This window comes from Rhodospirillales bacterium, assembly GCA_028824295.1.
In the GTDB taxonomy this organism is placed as follows: domain Bacteria; phylum Pseudomonadota; class Alphaproteobacteria; order TMED109; family TMED109; genus VXPW01.
In genome coordinates this window covers 20,315-38,351 of record JAPPED010000027.1, presented here as the reverse complement: position 1 = coordinate 38,351, position 18,037 = coordinate 20,315, and the positions used below count along the sequence as shown (strand labels likewise).

Annotated in this window: 14 protein-coding genes; 9 read left to right on the top strand and 5 right to left on the bottom strand. The window is 66.2% G+C overall.

Translation table 11 applies throughout. The features are described 5' to 3' along the window. The first annotated feature begins 43 nt into the window (after nucleotides 1–43). The 9 genes from OXH60_11350 to dapD all read left to right on the top strand — a co-directional run bounded on the left by OXH60_11350 (nucleotide 44) and on the right by dapD (nucleotide 9,240). Nucleotides 44–3,535: an ATP-grasp domain-containing protein gene (locus tag OXH60_11350; GenBank protein ID MDE0712715.1), complete on the top strand. Its 3,492-nt coding sequence runs from the start codon at nucleotides 44–46 to the stop codon at nucleotides 3,533–3,535. 189 nt (nucleotides 3,536–3,724) lie between these two features. After that, on the top strand, nucleotides 3,725–3,859 hold the full coding sequence (gene rpmH / locus OXH60_11345; protein MDE0712714.1) for a 50S ribosomal protein L34: 135 nt from the start codon (nucleotides 3,725–3,727) through the stop codon (nucleotides 3,857–3,859). A gap of 4 nt (nucleotides 3,860–3,863) precedes the next feature. Continuing rightward, nucleotides 3,864–4,220 carry a ribonuclease P protein component gene (gene rnpA / locus OXH60_11340; GenBank protein ID MDE0712713.1) on the top strand — a complete coding sequence of 119 codons (357 nt, stop codon included), beginning with the start codon at nucleotides 3,864–3,866 and terminating at the stop codon, nucleotides 4,218–4,220. Next, the gene (yidD, locus tag OXH60_11335; GenBank protein MDE0712712.1) at nucleotides 4,217–4,465 is read left to right on the top strand and encodes a membrane protein insertion efficiency factor YidD; all 249 of its coding nucleotides are present in this window, start codon (nucleotides 4,217–4,219) and stop codon (nucleotides 4,463–4,465) included. The genes rnpA and yidD overlap by 4 nt, the downstream gene beginning before the upstream one ends. Continuing rightward, the gene (gene yidC, locus OXH60_11330) at nucleotides 4,462–6,165 is read left to right on the top strand and encodes a membrane protein insertase YidC (protein ID MDE0712711.1); all 1,704 of its coding nucleotides are present in this window, start codon (nucleotides 4,462–4,464) and stop codon (nucleotides 6,163–6,165) included. The genes yidD and yidC overlap by 4 nt, the downstream gene beginning before the upstream one ends. An 8-nt stretch (nucleotides 6,166–6,173) precedes the next feature. After that, complete coding sequence (gene yihA, locus OXH60_11325) at nucleotides 6,174–6,782, top strand: ribosome biogenesis GTP-binding protein YihA/YsxC (protein MDE0712710.1); 609 nt, start codon at nucleotides 6,174–6,176, stop codon at nucleotides 6,780–6,782. 9 nt (nucleotides 6,783–6,791) lie between these two features. Further along, entirely contained in the window at nucleotides 6,792–7,712 is a 921-nt protein-coding gene (gene argB, locus OXH60_11320; protein MDE0712709.1) for an acetylglutamate kinase, read from the top strand. A gap of 2 nt (nucleotides 7,713–7,714) precedes the next feature. Then, nucleotides 7,715–8,401, top strand: a complete 687-nt coding sequence (locus OXH60_11315) for a pyrimidine 5'-nucleotidase (GenBank protein ID MDE0712708.1) — start codon at nucleotides 7,715–7,717, stop codon at nucleotides 8,399–8,401. Next, the gene (gene dapD / locus OXH60_11310; GenBank protein ID MDE0712707.1) at nucleotides 8,398–9,240 is read left to right on the top strand and encodes a 2,3,4,5-tetrahydropyridine-2,6-dicarboxylate N-succinyltransferase; all 843 of its coding nucleotides are present in this window, start codon (nucleotides 8,398–8,400) and stop codon (nucleotides 9,238–9,240) included. Before OXH60_11315 ends, dapD begins: the two co-directional genes overlap by 4 nt. A 417-nt stretch (nucleotides 9,241–9,657) precedes the next feature. Here dapD and OXH60_11305 read toward each other — a convergent pair whose 3' ends face one another. From OXH60_11305 to OXH60_11285, 5 genes are all read right to left on the bottom strand, one after another. Further along, nucleotides 9,658–10,344, bottom strand: coding sequence for an SOS response-associated peptidase family protein (locus tag OXH60_11305; GenBank protein ID MDE0712706.1), 687 nt, complete (start codon nucleotides 10,342–10,344; stop codon nucleotides 9,658–9,660). Between the two features lie 191 nt (nucleotides 10,345–10,535). Further along, nucleotides 10,536–11,480, bottom strand: a complete 945-nt coding sequence (locus OXH60_11300) for a complex I NDUFA9 subunit family protein (protein MDE0712705.1) — start codon at nucleotides 11,478–11,480, stop codon at nucleotides 10,536–10,538. A 503-nt stretch (nucleotides 11,481–11,983) separates the two neighbouring features. Beyond that, nucleotides 11,984–13,132 carry a mechanosensitive ion channel family protein gene (locus OXH60_11295; protein ID MDE0712704.1) on the bottom strand — a complete coding sequence of 383 codons (1,149 nt, stop codon included), beginning with the start codon at nucleotides 13,130–13,132 and terminating at the stop codon, nucleotides 11,984–11,986. A 206-nt stretch (nucleotides 13,133–13,338) separates the two neighbouring features. Next, the gene (locus tag OXH60_11290; protein ID MDE0712703.1) at nucleotides 13,339–14,748 is read right to left on the bottom strand and encodes an amidase; all 1,410 of its coding nucleotides are present in this window, start codon (nucleotides 14,746–14,748) and stop codon (nucleotides 13,339–13,341) included. Nucleotides 14,749–15,374: 626 nt separating this feature from the next. Further along, entirely contained in the window at nucleotides 15,375–17,852 is a 2,478-nt protein-coding gene (locus OXH60_11285) for a TonB-dependent receptor (protein ID MDE0712702.1), read from the bottom strand. Between the last annotated feature and the right edge of the window lie 185 nt (nucleotides 17,853–18,037).

The window sequence follows — 18,037 nt, the reverse complement described above, 5'->3', positions numbered from 1 at the left end:
ATTCTGCCTGAACTGACCGTGTACGTCGTTTCTTGGCAATGACATGGTGGCACGCCCGGTCGAGGTCAAGGACGCTGCCCGATGCAGCGAGTTCGCAATGAGTCAGTTCAAGCGGGTGCTCGTGAGCAACCGTGGCGAGATTGCCATTCGCATCGCCAAGGCGGCGTCGACGCTGGGAATCGAGACCGTCGGGATCTACGCACCGGCTGACGCGCTGTCGCTGCACACCCGCATGGTGTCGGAGGCCAGGGAGATCCGGAGCGACGCGGCCGATCCGGTGCGCGCGTATCTGGATGCCGGTGCGATCGTGCAGATCGCCCGCGAAACCGGTTGCGACTGCGTCCACCCGGGCTACGGGTTTCTGGCGGAAAACGAGCCCTTCGCCCGCGCCTGTGCCGGCGAAGGCCTGGCCTTTGTCGGGCCGCCCCCGGCCGCGCTGGCGTTGTTTGGAGACAAGATCCGTGCGCGGGCCCTCGCCGATTCGCTCGGCATCCCCGTCGTGCCGGGAGCCAGCACCGAGGCCGCCTCAGCGGACGAAGCGCGGTCGCTGGCGGCCGACCTGGGCTATCCGGTGGTGCTGAAGGCCGCGCTGGGAGGGGGCGGGCGCGGCATGCGCGCCGTGCAGGCGCCCGAGCACATGGCCGAGGCATTCGAGCGCTGCCGGAGTGAGGCGGCCGCCGCCTTCGGTGACGGCACGCTGTTCCTTGAGAAGCTCGTCGAGCGGCCGCGCCACATCGAGGTGCAGATCCTCGCCGATTCCCATGGCTCGGTGGTCCACCTGCACGAGCGCGACTGTTCGGTCCAGCTGCGCAACCAGAAGGTCGTGGAATGCGCTCCGGCTCCGGGGTTGGACGAGGCGGTGCGGGACCGGCTGTTCGCCGACGCGGTCACGCTCGCCCGGGCGGCGGAATTCGTGAATGCCGGCACGGTCGAGTTCCTCGTATCTCCCGAGACCGGCCGCCACTACTTCATCGAGTGCAATCCGCGCCTCCAGGTGGAGCACACGGTCACGGAACAGATCACCGGCGTGGACCTGGTGGAGGCCCAGTTCGAGATCGCCGGGGGCGCGTCCCTCGCATCGCTCGGCCTCGACGGCCAGGCCGCAGTTGGGCCGCCGCGCGGCCACGCGGTACAGGCTCGCATCGTGGCCAGGGGGACCGGCGCCATCAACGCCTACAAGGAACCGGCCGGGCCGGGCGTCCGGGTCGACGCGTGCGGCTACCTGGGCTATGCGCCGCCCCCGCAGTTCGACCCGCTGCTGGCCAAGGTCATCGGCGCGGCCGGCCGCCGGTCGCCGGGGGGCGACCAGGCAGCATCGTTCCAGTCCGCCGTCGACCGGACTCGCCGGGCGCTCGACGAGTTTCATGTCGGCGGCGTGGCCACCAATCTGGCGCAGCTGCAGGCGATTCTCGCCCACCCGGCAGTGCGCGCCGGTGATGCCCGGACGACGCTGCTCGAGGAAACGCCGGCACTGCTTGCCCCGACTTCGGCTGCGAGCGGCGGGCTCCTGGACCTGCTGCGGCAGCAGGCGACCCTGGCCGGCCTGTCGATGGCCGATGGCCGAGCCTCCGGGCCGATACCTGCAGCGTCGCCCCTGGGTATCGAGCCCGGCCAGCAGCCCGTCATGTGCTCGATGGCCGGCTCGGTCACCGAACTGCGGGCCCAGGAAGGTGCCCAGGTGGCGGCCGGAGAGGCCCTCCTGATCGTCAGCGCCATGAAGATGGAATCGCAGGTGAGCGCTCCGTGCGCCGGGATCGTTGTCGCGGTGCAGCCGCTGCAGCCGGGTGACAGCGTCGATTCCGGGGAGGTCGTCGCCGTCATCAGGCCGTCCGGCGATGCCGCCCCGGTCTCGTCCGGCGGCGACGATGCCGATACGTGGGGGCCGCAGCTTCGCGAGGTGGATGCGATGAGGGACCTGGCGCTGCGCCGGCTGGCTCCGGGATCGGAGGATCCCGGGGTCTTGCGGCAACGGGCGCGGGGCAAGCTCACCTGCCGCGAGCGGATCGATCTGCTCCTGGACGACGGCACGTTCCGGGAGATCGGGAGCGTGGCCGGTTTCGCGTCGTACGGCGACGACGGCTCCGTCGCGGCCTTCACGCCTGCCAGCCACGTGGGCGGGTGGGGCAAGATCGAGGGCCGCTCGGCCGTGGTGTGTGCCGACGACTTCACCTCGCGTGGCGGTCATGCTGACGGCGCCATCGCCGCCAAGAGCCATCACCTCGACAAACTGGCACTCGAGATGCGGGTGCCGTCGGTTCGCCTGCTGGACGGATCTTCCGGCGGCGGCAGCGTCGCCGCCATGGTGCCGGCGCAACAGCGGCACGGCGAACGCAGCGCGAAGGAGAGCAGCGGCGCCATCCAGGCCGGCCAGCCGAGGGTGGCGGGCGAGGGCGGTTCCTACCTGCCTGCCCACCTCGGGAGCTCGATGTACACGGAGCAGCTGGCGACGGTGCCTGTGGTCAACATGCTGCTGGGCAGTGTGGTGGGAATCGGCGCGGCGAAGGCTGTGCTCGGCCATTTCTCCGTGATGGCGCGAGACACCGCCCAATTGTTCGTCGCTGGACCGCCGGTCGTGCGGCACGCCATGGGCTACGACATCACCAAGGAGGATCTGGGCGGCTGGCACATCCATTGCCGCAACGGTTCCGTCGACAATCTGGCGGAGACCGAGGAGGAAGCGGCGGCGCTGACGCGACGGTTTCTCTCCTACCTGCCGCCCAGCGTGTACGAAGCGCCGCCGGTCCAGGCCCCCGATCCTGGCGACCCGCCCGACCGCCGCGAGGAGGAACTCTTCACGATCGTGCCCCGCAAGCGCACGGCGACATTCGATCTGCGGCATGCAATCGGATTGCTGGCTGACAAGGGTTCGTTCTTTGAGATCGGTCCGCTGTGGGGAACCGACCAAGTCACCGGCTTCGTGCGCTTCAACGGCTATCCGATGGGGGTGATCGGCTCGGACAGCCAGCATGCCAACGGCGGGGCGCTCACGGCCGACGGGTGCAGCAAGCTGCGGCGCCATCTGGACCTCTGTGATCTCTTCCACCTGCCGGTCCTGAACCTGGTGGACAATCCCGGGTTTGCCGTCGGTCTCGAGCACGAGATCAAGGGGGCCATCCGACGCGGCGGCGAGTGGATGGTGGCGTTCGCGCAAGTCACGGTACCGGTGTTCACGGTGATCATGCGGCGCAGCTTCGGCGTTGCCGGCAACAACTATGCGACGCCGAATGTCCGTCCGTGCGTGCGTGTGACCTGGCCTGCGGCGGATGTCGGCGGCATTCCCCCGGAGGGCGGGATCGAAGCGGCCTACAAGCGCCAGCTGGCCGAAGCCGCGGATCCCGTTGCGTTCCGTGACGAGCTGATGGCCCGGATCGAGAGCGTGCGCGGTCCAGTGGGGCCGCTGTCGAAATTCCAGATCGAGGAGATGATCGATCCGCGGGATACGCGGTGGCTGGTTTGCGAGTGGCTGGAGACAGTGTGGCGCGTGCTGTCGCATCCCGATCGGCTGGCTCCACGCCCCCTGCAGTTTCGGCCGTGACGACGGCCGGTCCTGAGGTGCGCCTGGCACCGATCGGCGGCATCGCGGCTGATCGGCTATTGTTCGCGGGAGATCGTTCAGGCCGGGCTGTTTGACTCGAACGGGAGCGCCGTTCTATACGGCTTGCGTCGCCCTAGATGCGGTTGTGCCACGGCGGATCGGGCTCGGGTGAAGCTCCGGAGACAGTTCATGAAACGCACGTATCAACCGAGTCGGCTGGTCCGCAAGAGACGGCACGGGTTTCGCGCCCGCATGGCCACCAAGGCTGGCCGCCGGGTGCTTGCCAACCGACGTGCCAGGGGCCGCAAGAAACTGACCGCCTGACCGGGTGGCGCGCCCGCTTCCGAGGCTTCGGTATCGGAAGGATTTCCAGCGACTGCGTCGCCGTGGCCGAAGCAGCGTGGCGCCGGGCATGGTGCTGCAGAGCGCACCGAACGGTCTGGGCTCCGTGGTGCGTGTCGGGTTCACGGCGAGTCGCAAGGTGGGGAACGCGGTAAAGCGGAACCGCGCACGGCGCCGCTTGGTGGCACTGGCAGACCTGATGCTTCCGCAGTTCGCAGTTCCTGGCCGCGACTATGTCCTCATCGCGCGTCGGGAGACCGGTGACCGTCCATGGGACGAGCTTCGCGAGGACCTGATACACGTGCTTGAGCGGGTGCACGCCAGGGGAAGGAACCGATCGTGACCAAAGCGAGTGTTCCGGTCCGGGCGCTCTGTGTGCTGATTGGGGCGTATCGGCTCTTCGTGTCCCCGGTACTTGCGCCCTCCTGTCGCTACGCGCCGACCTGTTCGGGCTACGCGCTTGAGGCATTGCGCCGTCATGGCGCCGTCCGCGGATCCGTCCTGGCCGTGCGGCGCATCCTTCGTTGCCATCCCTGGGCCGACGGCGGCTTCGATCCGGTCCCCGAGACCGAGTCCGGCCGGTCATGACCGACCAGAAGAACCTGCTGCTCGCGATCGTCCTGTCGATCGCCGTCCTGTTCGTGTTCCAGGCGCTGTTTCCCACTGAACCGCCGCCACCACCCCCGCCATCCGCGACCGACGAGGACGGGCGCCCGGCGCCCGACGCCGTGCCGGTGCCCATGCTCTCGGTTCCCGCCGCCCGGTCCGAGGTGCTCGCGGAATCCGCTCGCTTCCCGATCAACCCGGGCCGAGACCGCGGGCGCGTTTCCGGATCGATCGCGCTGCAGGGCCTTCGCCTGGATGACCTGACGCTGCTCGGCTACATGCAGGAAGTGGGGGGCAGCGATGAGATCGTGCTGCTCTCGCCCGCCGGCGGACCGATGCCGTACTTCGCGGAGTTCGGCTGGGTCAACGCCGCCGGCGGTGACGTGGGGGTGCCGGATTCCGCTTCGATATGGGTGGCGGAGGACGGCAAGCGTCTGGATGCCGGCGAACCGGTCACATTTCGCTGGACCAATGAAGTCGGGGTGGAGTTCCGACAGACCTTGGAGCTGGACGAGAACTATCTGTTCAGGGTGACGCTCTCGGTGGCCAACCCCACGGCGGAGGAACTCGCGCTCCACCCGTTCGGTTTCGTTCGGCGGGAGGAGCTGCCCGATCTGGTCGGCTTCTACATCCTCCATGAGGGACCTCTCGGCGTCTTCAACGAGACGCTGGAGGAGTTCGACTACGACGACCTGCTCGGGGAAGCGCCGGAGGTATTCGAGAGCACCGGCGGATGGATCGGCATCACCGACAAGTACTGGCTGACGGCGCTGATGCCCGACCGGACCAGCAACGTGCGGGCGCGCTTCTCGGCATCGGACCGCCCCGACGACGGCGAGCGCTATCAGGTGGATTTCCTCGGGCCGGCCATGGCGGTACCGGGCGGCGGGACCGCCACTTACGCGACCCACTTCTTCGCCGGAGCAAAGGAGGTCGATCTTCTCGATGGGTACCGGGATGCGCTCGAGATCCCGCTGTTCGATCGGGCGGTCGATTTTGGCTGGTTCTACCCGATTACCAAGCCGCTCTTCTACGTGCTCCACTGGTTCTCTGGCCTGCTCGGCAACGTCGGTCTCGCGATCCTGGCGCTGACGGTCTGCGTGCGAATCGCACTCTTCCCGCTGGCCAACCGCAGCTACAAGGCCATGAGCAGGATGAAGAAGGTCCAGCCGAAGATGATGGAGCTTCGCGACCGGTACAAGGACGACAAGCAGAAGATGCAGCAGGAGGTCATGGAGCTCTACCGGCGGGAGAAGGCGAACCCGCTGTCGGGGTGCCTGCCGATCCTGCTGCAGATTCCGATCTTCTTCGCCCTCTACAAGGTGCTCTTCGTCACCCTGGAGACACGGCACGAGCCGTTCTATCTCTGGATCCGCGATCTTTCCGCGCAGGATCCGACGACGATCTTCAACCTGTTTGGGATCCTGCCGTTCACGCCGCCCGGCTTCCTCATGGTGGGAGCGCTGCCGCTGATCATGGGGGCCACCATGTACCTGCAGCAGAAGCTCAACCCGACACCGCCGGATCCGATGCAGGCAAGGATCATGATGGCGCTGCCGTTCGTCTTCGTCTTCATCTTCGCGCCGTTTCCGGCCGGCCTCGTCCTCTACTGGGCCTGGAACAATCTTCTCTCGATTGCCCAGCAGTGGGTCATCATGCGTCGCATGGATGCCCAGACCTGATCCGTTGCATGGCCGGTGAGCTCTGGCGGATGACGGCGCGGCACCATGCCGCGGTGGCGGATCTTTCGGGCCTGCCGCCGATGGGCGCACCCGAGGTCTGCTTCGGGGGGCGGTCCAACGTGGGCAAGTCGACCCTGCTCAACGCGGTCCTCGGCCGGCGCCAGCTGGCGCGGACCAGTTCCGTCCCCGGCCGTACCCAGCTGCTCCATTTTTACGCTCTGGGAGACGTGCTGATGCTGGTGGATCTTCCGGGCTACGGCTATGCACGCGTGTCACGGTCCAAGGTACGGAAGTGGACGCGGTTGGCGCGGGATTACCTGCGCGGGCGGGCGAACCTGCGGCGCATGTTCTTGCTGGTGGATTCTAGACGGGGGTTGGGCACCCGCGACGAGGAAGTGATGCGAGAGCTTGACGGGGCGGCCGTGGCCTACCAGGTGGTCCTGACCAAGGTTGACGAGCTCAAGGAACCCGAGCTCGCAACGCGTCAGCGCGAGACCGAGGCCCGGGTCGCCACGCATCCGGCGGCGATTCCACAGCTTCTTGTCACGTCTGCGACATCGGGTGTCGGGATCGACGCGGTGCGGTCGGTTCTCGCAGACTTGGCCGTTACCGAATAGGGTGCGCGCATGTCTGAGGTCTCATCGCCCGCCACCACCGACGACGTACGTCAGGTTGCCGCTACGCTGGCGGAGGCGCTGCCGTACGCCCAGCGGCACGCCGGCCACACATTCGTCATCAAGTACGGCGGGGCCGCGATGGGGGATCCGGTCCTCCAGTCCGCCTTTGCCCGCGACATCGTGCTCCTGAAGCAGGTCGGCATTCATCCGGTGGTGGTGCATGGGGGCGGCCCGCAGATCGGCGCCATGCTCGAGCGGCTGAAGATCAAGTCCACGTTCGTCGACGGTCTTCGGGTGACCGACCGTCAGACGGCCGAGGTCGTCGAGATGGTGCTGTCGGGCCGGATCAACAAGCAGATCGTGTCGGATATCAATCAGGCCGGCGGACGGGCGGTGGGTTTGTCGGGCAAGGATGCCGGTTTGTTTCATGCTGAACCGCTGAGCCGCAAGGCTGAGCGTGACCCGGAATCGACCATCGAGCGCGTGCTCGACTACGGCTTTGTCGGTCGTCCGGTCGAGGTGGACGGCTCGATCCTCGATCTCTTCAGTCAGTCGGACGTGGTCCCGGTCATTGCCCCGGTCGGGGGGTCTCGGGACGGCGAGACGTTCAACATCAATGCGGACACCGTCGCGGGCGAGATTGCCATTGCCGTCCAGGCGGCCCGGCTCTACGTCCTGACGGATGTCCCCGGCGTGCGTGGCGTGGACGGAAACCTGTTGCCGGCCATCACCGCTGCCGAGGCGCAGCGACTGATCGATAACGGCATTGTCACCGGGGGCATGATCCCGAAAGTTCGCATGTGCATGAAAGCGGTGCAGGCGGGCGTCGGCGCCGCGACGATTCTGGATGGTACAACGGCGCACACGCTGCTGGTCGAGGTATTCACGAAGGCGGGAGGCGGAACCATGGTCCGGGCCGCCGACCAGTGAGCGTGCTGCTCGCAGACACGCGGTACTGGATTTTCGATCTCGACAATACGCTGTATCCGGCCGAGGCCGGGATCACCCGCCAGAGCGGCCTGCGGATGCGGCGCTTTCTTAAGGACCGGCTGGCGATCTCCGATGATGATGAGGCCCAGACGCTGCAACGCCGGTACTTTCGCGACTACGGCCTGACACTGGTCGGCTTGATCCGTCACCACGGGGTGAACGTCCAGGACTACTTCGACCACGTGTACGACCTTGACCTTTCCGCCATCGCACCATCGCCCGACCTTGCCGCTGCCCTGGCCGTGCTGCCTGGGCGTCGGATGGTCTTCACCAACTCACCGACCGAGCATGCGGAGCGGGTACTGGACCGACTTGACTGCAGGGCGCAGATCGACGCGATCTTTTCGATCCGGGATGCGGAATTTCAGGCCAAGCCTGCGCCGGAGGCGTATCGGCGCCTGATCCAAATGCACGCGGTGACGCCGGAACAGGCGGTGATGTTCGAGGACATTCCGAGGAATCTGCGCCCGGCGTCCGACCTCGGGATGCGCACCGCCTGGATTCGAGGGGATATGCCGAAACACTTGATGGACGGCCTGACCGAACGCGATTTCGATTTCGTCGTGGATGATCTCGTCGGGTTCCTGGCGCGGACGGTCGCCGAGCAGGATTGGGGAGTTCACACATGACCACTACCACGCTGGAAGCAACCATCGAGTCGGGCTGGGAGATTCGCGATCGGATCGACGCCAGCACGCAGGGGCCGCTGCGTGAGGCCGTGACCGAAGTGCTGGCCAGGCTCGACGCCGGCGAACTGCGGGTGGCCGAAAAACGCGCCGGTGCATGGAAGGTCAACGAGTGGGCAAAGAAAGCCGTGCTGCTGTCCTTCCGGCTGTCGCCGATGTCGACCATTTCCGGTGCGGCCGGCGGCGCGCAATGGTGGGACAAGGTTGAATCCAAGTTCGCCGGGTGGACGGAGGAGCGTTTCCAGGAAGCCGGTTTTCGCGCGGTACCGGGCAGTGTGGTCCGTCATTCCGCTTACGTGTCGCCCGCCGCGGTCCTGATGCCGTGTTTCGTGAACGTCGGAGCGTACGTGGGCGCCGGGACGATGATCGATACCTGGGCCACCGTCGGGAGCTGCGCCCAGATCGGGCGAAACTGCCACATCTCGGGCGGCGTGGGGATCGGCGGCGTGCTGGAACCCGTCCAGGCAAAGCCGGTCATCATCGAGGACAATTGCTTCATCGGCGCCCGCTCGGAGGTTGCTGAAGGCGTGATTGTCGAGGAAGGGGCGGTGCTGTCGATGGGCGTATTCGTCGGGCAGTCGACCAAGGTCGTCGACCGCGCCACCGGTGAATTCGTCCGTGGAAGGATCCCGGCGGGCGCCGTGGTAGTGCCCGGCACCCTGCCCGGCGCGTCCCTCCCGGACGGCAGGCCCGGTCCCGCACTCGCCTGCGCTGTCATCGTGAAGCGGGTCGACGCCCAGACCAGGGCAAAGACCTCGGTCAACGAACTTCTCCGTGATTGAGCGCGACCGGACGGCTTCGGCTGCACGCCGGTTGCACCGGCCGGCCGCAGTTTGTCCCATGCATCGACGCTTCGTGGAATCGCGCAGCGAGCCGTCACTCGTGCCTTTCGTGCATGATTGTGTCAAAACGTGCTGGCAAGCGTTCCGGGACACCAGTGGCCGGCCTTCATCACGCGCGGATGCGTTTCACGCGCTCCGCAAACATTCTGCGCTAGCAGTAGCTTCTGTCGTTCCTGATGACGCGCGGGCGGCAACAGTCTTTAGGCGGCCGACGTAGCTTGATCTTGGCCGGGGCCGGTGCATTACCGGAGCTTGCGCCGCGCTTGTGCCGAGGTGACAGGCTTCGGCACGCTGGGTTAGGCACAGAACTGCACGATATGGCACAATCGCTGTCTGCCGTTCCTCGGCGTTGCGAGCTTATGGGCTGATCTCATCGGCCTTCGCGCCGATGAAGGCGATCTCCAGCATCGCATTTGGCAACGGGCGCTGGAGGTTTGCGGCACTGACCGCGTCGCCAGTAAGCCATGTCTCGAATTGTTCCTCGGTATGGAGCACGACCGGCATCGCCTTCGGGTGAATGGGTCGAACGACTCCGTTAGGCGGGCAGGTCAGGAACACCATCGCGCGGGTTGCCTCGCCGTCTGCCGCGAGGTCCCGATCGCTCGTGCGGCGCATACCGTCAGTCTTCCAGTCCCATGGACGCCAGAATCCGGGGAACGCGAACGGAGGTCGCTCGGTCGGACCGGTCAGGCGAAACCACGCGGCAGCCTTGATCGGTCTACCGTGGGCGCCCGGGATGGTCGCAGTGGGGTGGTACTCGGCGAAGGCGGTGGCCGGAACCAGGCACCGCTGCTCCACGTTCTGGATGACTCGCCAACTCCGCTCCAGGTTCCTGGCGTTGGTGACCCAGCTGCGGGCGGTCCGTGTCCATCCCCATCGTGCCGAGACCAGTTCGCGGCGACCGCCTTGCCCCAAGCGCACGATGGGTACGTCGGCGTCCGGAAAGATAGCCGTAAGCGATGGCAGGTTGCCCAGTCGATCGATGGCCTCAAAGAGACGCCGCATCGCCTCCTGCGGCATCGTATTGGCGTAGAGGTTGCACACGGAGAACTCCCGTCCGGATCCGACGCCGGCGGTCGGCTTCACTTTAGTCGTTTGCAGCTTCGTGCGGCCAGGCCGACAAGTCGGATCTCGCATACACGGGCGGCCGGAAACCGCGCCCTTGGGCGCATTTTCTTGCAGCGCTCAGCCGCCGCGCAATAGCCCCTTCAGGCCCATCGAGATGTGACGTGCCGTCAGCCCGCCGACTTGCCCCCCGGTCGGAAACGCTCGAGATACGCCGGGGCAATACCCTCGTACGCGGTCGGTTCTATGCCGAGGTCCGAGAGCGTGCCCGCGCCGTCGGACACAACGTTGTCTCTGGCGAGCAGGCGGAGCTGGTCTCGGGTCAATGGCGGGCTCGGCAGGCATTCCATCAGCAGGGCCGGTGGCCAAAGCAGGGCGAACGGGATCGGAACCAGTGCACAGTGGCGGCTCACCTGTTCACGAATCCATCGAAGGATGTCGATCAGTGAACGCGCACTTGGCCCACCCAGCTCATAGGTCTGGCCGGCCGCCTCGGCCATCGTCGCAGCTCGGAATATGGCTTCCGCAACATCGTTTACGTAAACCGGCTGCAATCGGACAAGACCTCCGCCAGGTACCGGCATTGCCGGCGCAATTCGCATGACCGCTGCAAACCGGTTGAAGAATTGATCCTCGGGACCGAACACGATGCCGGGCCTCAACACCGAAGTGGCGGCGAAGCGTTCCAGCGCTCGCAGTTCCGCCAATCCCTTGGTTCGCGCGTAGTCCGATCGCGCGGAAGGGTCTGCGCCGATGGCGGAAACGTGGACGAAGCTCGTTGCGCCTGCGGCGGCGGCCGCGTTGGCGGCATTCGCAGCGCCGTCGACATGCACGGCTGCAAAGGTCTGCTTCCCTGTTGGCGCGAGGATTCCTGCGAGATTTACGACCGCTCGGGAGCCTTGGACCACTGGCAGCAGGGTCGAGGGCAGACGCACATCGGCGGTGACAGGCACGACTTGGCCCAACTCGCCGAGTGTCCGGAGGAATTTGGCTTGCTGAGGTCTGCGGGTGCCAGCCCGCACCCGCCAACCGGCTCTGGCAAAGCATCGGACCACCGCGCGCCCGACGAACCCGGCCGCGCCGAAAATCGTGACGATTGGTGCCGAATCAGTCATTGGTCGCAACTGGGCCACAGATGGCTAATGCCCGTGATGGCGGAGGGCTGGCTGTTCTGGATCTTGAGCTTATTTGCAAGTCGGCGAACAGGGCTGGTGCACGAGAATCATAGTCCAACATATAGCTCCCAACAGAGCTCTCGGTGACCTGGAGGCCTTCCCACCGTGGCCGGCACAAAGAAAACGATGTCGAACGGCCAAAGGCCAACCTCGTATCGATTGTGAAGAAACACCCCCACGCGGCCACGGCGGCGGTCTCATGCTCGACGCGAGGGAATTCGCGTTCTGTCAGATGCCTTCGGCAGAACCCATGCCAGGCGGTCAGCAGGCGGCGAGCGTCGCGAAACCGATCGCGGTGATTCTCCCCGACAGGCTGGGTGCTGTGGCGAACGAATCCAGGGGTCTCCTTGTTTCCGGGCAAGGAGGGGGACGGACCGATCGTGGAGCGTGCTGAACGGATTGCAGAACGCGGTCAATGGCGTTCAACTAGAGCAACCGGCGCATCAGCCAGCGTCGGGGGGTGGCTCTTCCCGGCTGCGGGAGCCCGCCGCACTCTCGCCTGCCTGAAGGGTGTCCCCGGCAAGGTGCACGGTGGACGTCGGGAACGCGATTTCCGCGCCGTGGCGGGCGATGACCTCGGCGATGCGCAGCAACACGTCCTGCTTTACTTGATGGTACTGCGCCCAGTCGGTCGTGCGCGTGTAGCAATAGATGAAGAAGTCGAGCGAGGACGGGGCGAAGGCGTCGAAGTTGACCATCAGGAACTTGTCGGCGTCGATATCGGCGTGCGTGCGCAGCATTGCCTCGACGTCGGCCACGATGGCTCCCATCCTTGTGACATCGTCATAGCGGATGCCGATGGTTTCGTAGATGCGGCGGTTCCGCATGCGGGAGGGATTTTCCACTGCGATGTTGGCGAACGCGCTATTGGGGATGTACAGCGGCCGGGTGTCGAAACCACGGATCACCGTCAGGCGCCATCCAATCCGTTCCACGGTGCCTTCGATCTGGCGGTCAGGCGAGCGAATCCAGTCTCCGATCGCGAAGGGACGGTCAAGGTAGATCATCAGCCCGCCGAAGAAGTTCGCGAGCAGGTCCTTTGCCGCGAAACCAACCGCGATTCCGCCGATGCCGCCGAAGGCAAGCACGCCGGAGATGCTGAACCCGAGGGTCTGCAAAGCCACCAGGAAGGCGGTGATCATCACGGAGAGCCGGAGCAACTTGACGATTGCATCGAGGGTGGCCCGGTCGACCTCTTCGCCCTTGACTTCCCGATCTGCAATGAAATTGACTTCAGCGATACGAATGAACCGTACCGGGAACCATGCGACCGCGGCGATGAGGCCCACGTCCCGGATCGGGTCGACTGCTTCGAAAATGGTGGCCCCGACCTCGTTCTGGATGATTTCGATCGCGAACGCGATGCCTGCGACCCAGAGGAACACGCGCAAGGGCGGGCCGATCGCTTCGACGAGGCTCTCATCCCACACGCTGGGAGTGCGCTTGAGCGTTGGATGCAACCGTGCCACCAGGCGGCTCGAGGCGAACGCGAGCAGGGCAGTCGCAAGGACCACCACGAACACTTGCACCACCCACGATCCGAGGCCGACGGTGCTCAGGAGCCGGATGAGGGTTTCAGTTCCGTTCGTCATTCGATCGGGTTCACCGTGATGGCAGTTGGGCAGGATTGCGACAGCAGCACCGAATCACTTGGGCGCACGCGACTGGCCTAACATCTTGCAGGCTTGGCTCGCGTTGCCAAGATGTCTGGCCAGATTTCCCAGTGCTCCCGTGGCACGGATGGTGTTCGGTTCCCTGCACACGCCCGTTCTCGGATTGGTCCCATGCGGGTCGTCCGTCACAGGCTCGGTCGGTGCTGGCGCCAGGGGCAGGCCTCCTCCAGCGCGGCGCCGATGCGGAGCACCGTCACATCGTCGAAGCGGCGGCCGACGATCTGCAGGCCCGTGGGCAGCCCCTGAGACGAGAAGCCTGAGGGAACGGAGAGCGCAGGCAGCTTGAGCGCGTTGAACTGCATGGTCATGTCCATGCCCATGTGCCGGCCGTCGTCGGTGTCACCCATGGAGCCGAGCTCGTCGTAGTCGACTGGGGGCGCCGGGATTGATTCCGTCGGGCAGAGCAGCGCGTCACAGCGCTCGAGGATCGGCCGCAGCGCGTTCCAGGCATCGGTGTAGATCGTCTCCGTCTTCATGAGTTCGACCGCGCTCATCGCCCGGGCCTCCTCCATTGCCGCGACTACGGAGGGGTGCATCAGGTCCTGCCAGCGCTCTAGGTGCTGGCCGAAATGCGTGGCCTGGAACACACTCCAGTAGGCCAGCCACGCGTCGTTGAAAGCCCTGCTCCAGCCGAGCTCGACGGGCTCAACCTCTGCGCCCGCCTGCGCGAGGGCGGCGGCGGCGGCGCGGGTGTTTGCCGCTACGTCCGGGTCGACCCGGTAGTAGCCGAGGTCGGTCGAGAGCGCGAGTCGCAGGCCGCGCACGTCGCTCGGCGGCGGCACGTCAATTGCCAGCGCCGGCGCGAGCGAGTTGAGGTCGCGCTCATCCGGCCCCTGGCACAGCTTCAGGAACAGCGCTGCGTCCGCCACGGTGCGTGAGAGGGGGCCGTGGCAGCACATGTAGTCGAACTGGGTCGGCAGGAACTCGAAGGGGATCCGGCCCGAGCTCGGCTTCATTCCCACGCAGCCGCTGTGCGAGGCGGGGATCCGCACCGAGCCGCCGGCGTCCGAGCCTTCCGCAAGCGGCACGCAGCCCGCCACCACGGCGGCGGCAGAGCCGCCCGACGACCCGCCCGGCGTGTGGTCCGGGTTCCACGGGTTGCGGGTGATCCCCCACAGCGGGCTGTCGGTAAGGCTGGAGAATGCGAACTCGGGCGTCGTTGTCTTGCCCACCATGATGGCACCGGCCGCACACAGATTCTGCACGACCAGCGCGTCGAAATCGGGCACCCAGTCCCTGTAGGCGTGGGAGCCGAAGGTGGTCGTCTTGCCCTTGGTGGGAGTGAGGTCCTTGATGGCGATGGGCACCCCGTGCAACGGGCCCACCTGATCGCCCGCCGCGAGCGCTCGTTCCGCCGCGCGCGCCTGCTCGATGGCATCCGACGGATACGTGAAGCAGAAGCAGTTGAGCGTCGGGTTGACCTCCTCGATGCGCTCGAGCGCGTTCATCACGAGTTCGACCGGCGACAGCGAGCCGTCGCGGACGAGAGCGGCGGCTTCAGTTGCCGAGAGGTAGGAGAGTTGGTCGTTGCTCATGGCTGGTTCCCGGCCCGTAGGGACGCGTTTCCGGTTGCGGTGCCGGACCGCGCAGGGCCAACTGTCGTTCCGGCGGTCGCGCCGGCTGGGACCGCGCCGCAATGATTGTCGGCAGCGTGCGGTCTCCAGAATCGTCCAGGAAGGCGTCGGTTTCCAGCGTCATTGCCGCCTCGTCGCGCCGAAGCCCGCCCCAGGGGCCGCGCTGGACAACAACGCGTCCAAGCCCTTGGCCAGCGGCACAACCGCCCGTTGCGGATCAACGCGACGCCACGTCACATCCGGAAGTGGCAAGCGGCAATGCGGTCGGTTCCAATGCAAACAGCGGTTGATTGACAACAAGATTCGCGTTCGCGGTGCCCCCCGCGGCGTCCGACCTAGAGACCGTCAACGCGCAGGCGCTCAACCGGGACCGGACACTTGGGTCAGGTTCATCGCGAGCGCATGCCCGGGACGAAGCAGTTGGTGGTCAATCTCGCCGAGGCAGTGATTGACGATCCGGAAGTCCGGCCCGACCCCATTCAACGCCCATGTCTCCGGCAGCGACACGACACGGCCCCGCATGGCGGCAGTGTGTGCACTCGACGCTTGGTCGATACACGCGATGCATTTGTCCTTCGTGCACGACCTCAGAAGCGCGTGTTGAGGGTTGCAAAGAAGGTGCGTCCCCAGCCGGCCGCACGCGGCCCGTCGGTCGCGGAGGGATGCGCGGTGTTCGTAGAGAGCTTCGTGTCGGTGACGTTGTACACACCTGTGGTTAGCCGCATGTTTTCGAGCCCCAGCGGCTTCTTCCAGTCGAGCGTCACATCGTGGCCAGTCCAGGAACTGAACTGTCCGTCGCCCAACTGACTCTCAATCTCGTCGCGGTAGTTCAAGGCCCAGGAAACCGTAAGTCCTCCGCGTCCAGCCGAGGTCACGATACGCACCGCATTGCGCGGGAGCGGTAACCGCTGCTCTTCGCCGGCGATGTGCTCCTCGCTGTCGGTGACGTAACGCCAGAACCCGCGCACGGCGATGAAGCCCCAGCCGGTTTCTGTGCCCGCCCCGAACCGGGTGTTGATTCCCGAAATCTCGTTACTGACGATGTTGGCGAAACTGTCGTGGATGGAGATGTCTCCGGCTGCGCGCTCGATGCAGTTGCTGCCGCCGCCCGGCGGGCATTCGGGGCGATTCAGCATTGCCCAAGTCGCATCGTGTTGCCCAGCCAGATCCGAAGCCGTGAGTCGGTACCAGTCGACGACGAGGTAGAACGGACCTTTTCGGGCTTCCGCGCCAATGGAGTGCCTCTCCGATCCCGACGGCTTGAGTTCGGGGTTGCCGGTCGTGCGGCGCGTCACCTGCCGGTAGTTCGCCGTGTCGCACGTGCGCGGCGGCGGCCCGCTCTCCGGAATGCAACGGACATAGGGGTGGTCCTGCGCCGCGGTGCTGTGCAGGTGGTACATGGAGGGTGCCCCCTCGCCAGCGCTCCACGAGCCGCGCAGTGTGATGATGTCGCTCGGGCGGTACTCGGCTCCGAGGCGCCACGCGCGCAGCCCGCCGACGTCATCCAACTCGTCGGCCCGTGCTGCGGCTCTCACGTCCACGGCGTCGGCGAGCGGCAGGGACACCTCGGCGAAGGCTGCCGCCGCATCGCGCTCGCCGGCGTAGCTGGTGCCGCCCGACCCGAGCACCCCGTTCACGTCGCGGGTCCGGCCATCGCTAGCCCGGAACGCCAGCAGTCGGTGCGCTTCCGCGCTGCCAAGTTCGACCCCCGCGGTCCATGCCGCGGTGCGCCCGCCGACGCTCGGCCCAGCGCCCTTGAGCGCGAGACGCGCGCCCAGATACCTCGAGCCCGTGTCCTCCTCCTCGCGCAGGCTGCTCCTCTCGATCGCTTCCAGGTGGTCCGGTTTCACCGACAGCGGATTCGTCAGGTCGTATCTTCCGGCCGCGATCTCGTGCCTGATGGTTTCGGCGTCCACGAAGGTGTCGCCCGACAGCGAGCCGTCGTACTTGGAGGCTTCGACGCGGGCGTCGTAACCGAGGCTTTCGGTGAGCCGGCCCCTGATGCTCGCCGAGGCGTCGTACGCCTTGGTGTCCCAATTCCAATCTCGGTTGCCGTGGCCGATGAAACGGTGCCCGACCGAGAAAATGTTCTCGCTCGTCGCCTCGAACGCCGGGTCGGCCTGGCGTGCCGATTCATTGATCGCGTCGAGCAGTTTCTCGCTTGGGGCGACGGAGAAAACATCGATCGATGGTGCGTAACGGAACGCCCCGCGTCCGTGCGTGACGTTGGCGTCCGCGTGGAGCTCGGCACGCTCTCCAATCGGGTGGTTGAGGTTCAGGATCGCGTTCCTCTGGTCGTAGCTCGGGCTGTCCCACCAAAGATTGCCGTAGGCAAACCCGCAGCCCTTGTCACCCGATTCAATCCCCGAAGGGTTGCTGAGCGGGCCGGTGTAGCCAAGCGCCTGGTCGCACATGCCGAGCGAGATGGATCTCAGTTCCTCTGTGTTTCGGTTGTAGATGTAGACGGTGTTGCCGCCGATGCTCACGTTCTTCGCGTCCGCGAAGCTTCCGCCCTCCGTCCACTCGGAGCGGCTGTGCTCGCGGGTCCTGCCGGCAATCTCCTGGCGGTCGAGGATGTCGACGCCGACGGTCAAGTGTCCGCCATCACCGATCGCGCCTCCCCATACGACGCCGCCCTGGCGCGCGGCGCCGCCGTCGCGACTCGGCATCCGGGTGACGGCGCGCACGTCGAAGCCGTCCAGATCGTTCCGCAGCACGAGGTTGAATGCGCCACGTACCGCGGCATGGCCGCCGTGTATCCCCAGGCTCTCGGCCCGCAGCACCTCGATGCGCTCGACCGCCGAGAGCGGGAGGGTGTCTAGGCTGGCCGCGGTCGTTGCGTAGGGCCGCCCGTTGACCAGGATGAGCAGGTCGCGCCCGCCGGTGAAGAAATAGCGGATGATGCCCGTGTCGAGCATCTCGCCAAACGTCTGGGCGCCGAAGCGCTCGATGAAGCTGCGGTCGTACTCGGCGATGATCTGCGGGGCGGGGGCCAGCGTGTCGGCATTCACGTGCCCCGCCGCGAGCGTTGCGGTTGCGGCAAGCGCTGCGAGAATTTGTCTCATCGTGGGTTCACCAATTCGCTCGTGGGTGTGCGGATTGTCATGTGGGCCAGTCGCATGTCAGCGAGCAGCGACCTCAAGCCAAGTCTATTCGACCAGCTCGGGTGAGGCCTTATTGCGCTTGCCGTGGTTCATACTCGAGAGCGGGCGGCAGAGCTCGCTTCGTCGAAGAACGTGGTGCAGGCTTC

Coding starts and splice junctions, on each gene's coding strand:
- OXH60_11350 (MDE0712715.1), top strand. CDS start 44: ATGGTGGCACGCCCGGTCGAGGTCAAGGACGCTGCCCGATGCAGCGAG.
- rpmH (MDE0712714.1), top strand. CDS start 3,725: ATGAAACGCACGTATCAACCGAGTCGGCTGGTCCGCAAGAGACGGCAC.
- yidC (MDE0712711.1), top strand. CDS start 4,462: ATGACCGACCAGAAGAACCTGCTGCTCGCGATCGTCCTGTCGATCGCC.
- yihA (MDE0712710.1), top strand. CDS start 6,174: ATGGCCGGTGAGCTCTGGCGGATGACGGCGCGGCACCATGCCGCGGTG.
- argB (MDE0712709.1), top strand. CDS start 6,792: ATGTCTGAGGTCTCATCGCCCGCCACCACCGACGACGTACGTCAGGTT.
- dapD (MDE0712707.1), top strand. CDS start 8,398: ATGACCACTACCACGCTGGAAGCAACCATCGAGTCGGGCTGGGAGATT.
- OXH60_11300 (MDE0712705.1), bottom strand. CDS start 11,480: ATGACTGATTCGGCACCAATCGTCACGATTTTCGGCGCGGCCGGGTTC.
- OXH60_11295 (MDE0712704.1), bottom strand. CDS start 13,132: ATGACGAACGGAACTGAAACCCTCATCCGGCTCCTGAGCACCGTCGGC.
- OXH60_11290 (MDE0712703.1), bottom strand. CDS start 14,748: ATGAGCAACGACCAACTCTCCTACCTCTCGGCAACTGAAGCCGCCGCT.
- OXH60_11285 (MDE0712702.1), bottom strand. CDS start 17,852: ATGAGACAAATTCTCGCAGCGCTTGCCGCAACCGCAACGCTCGCGGCG.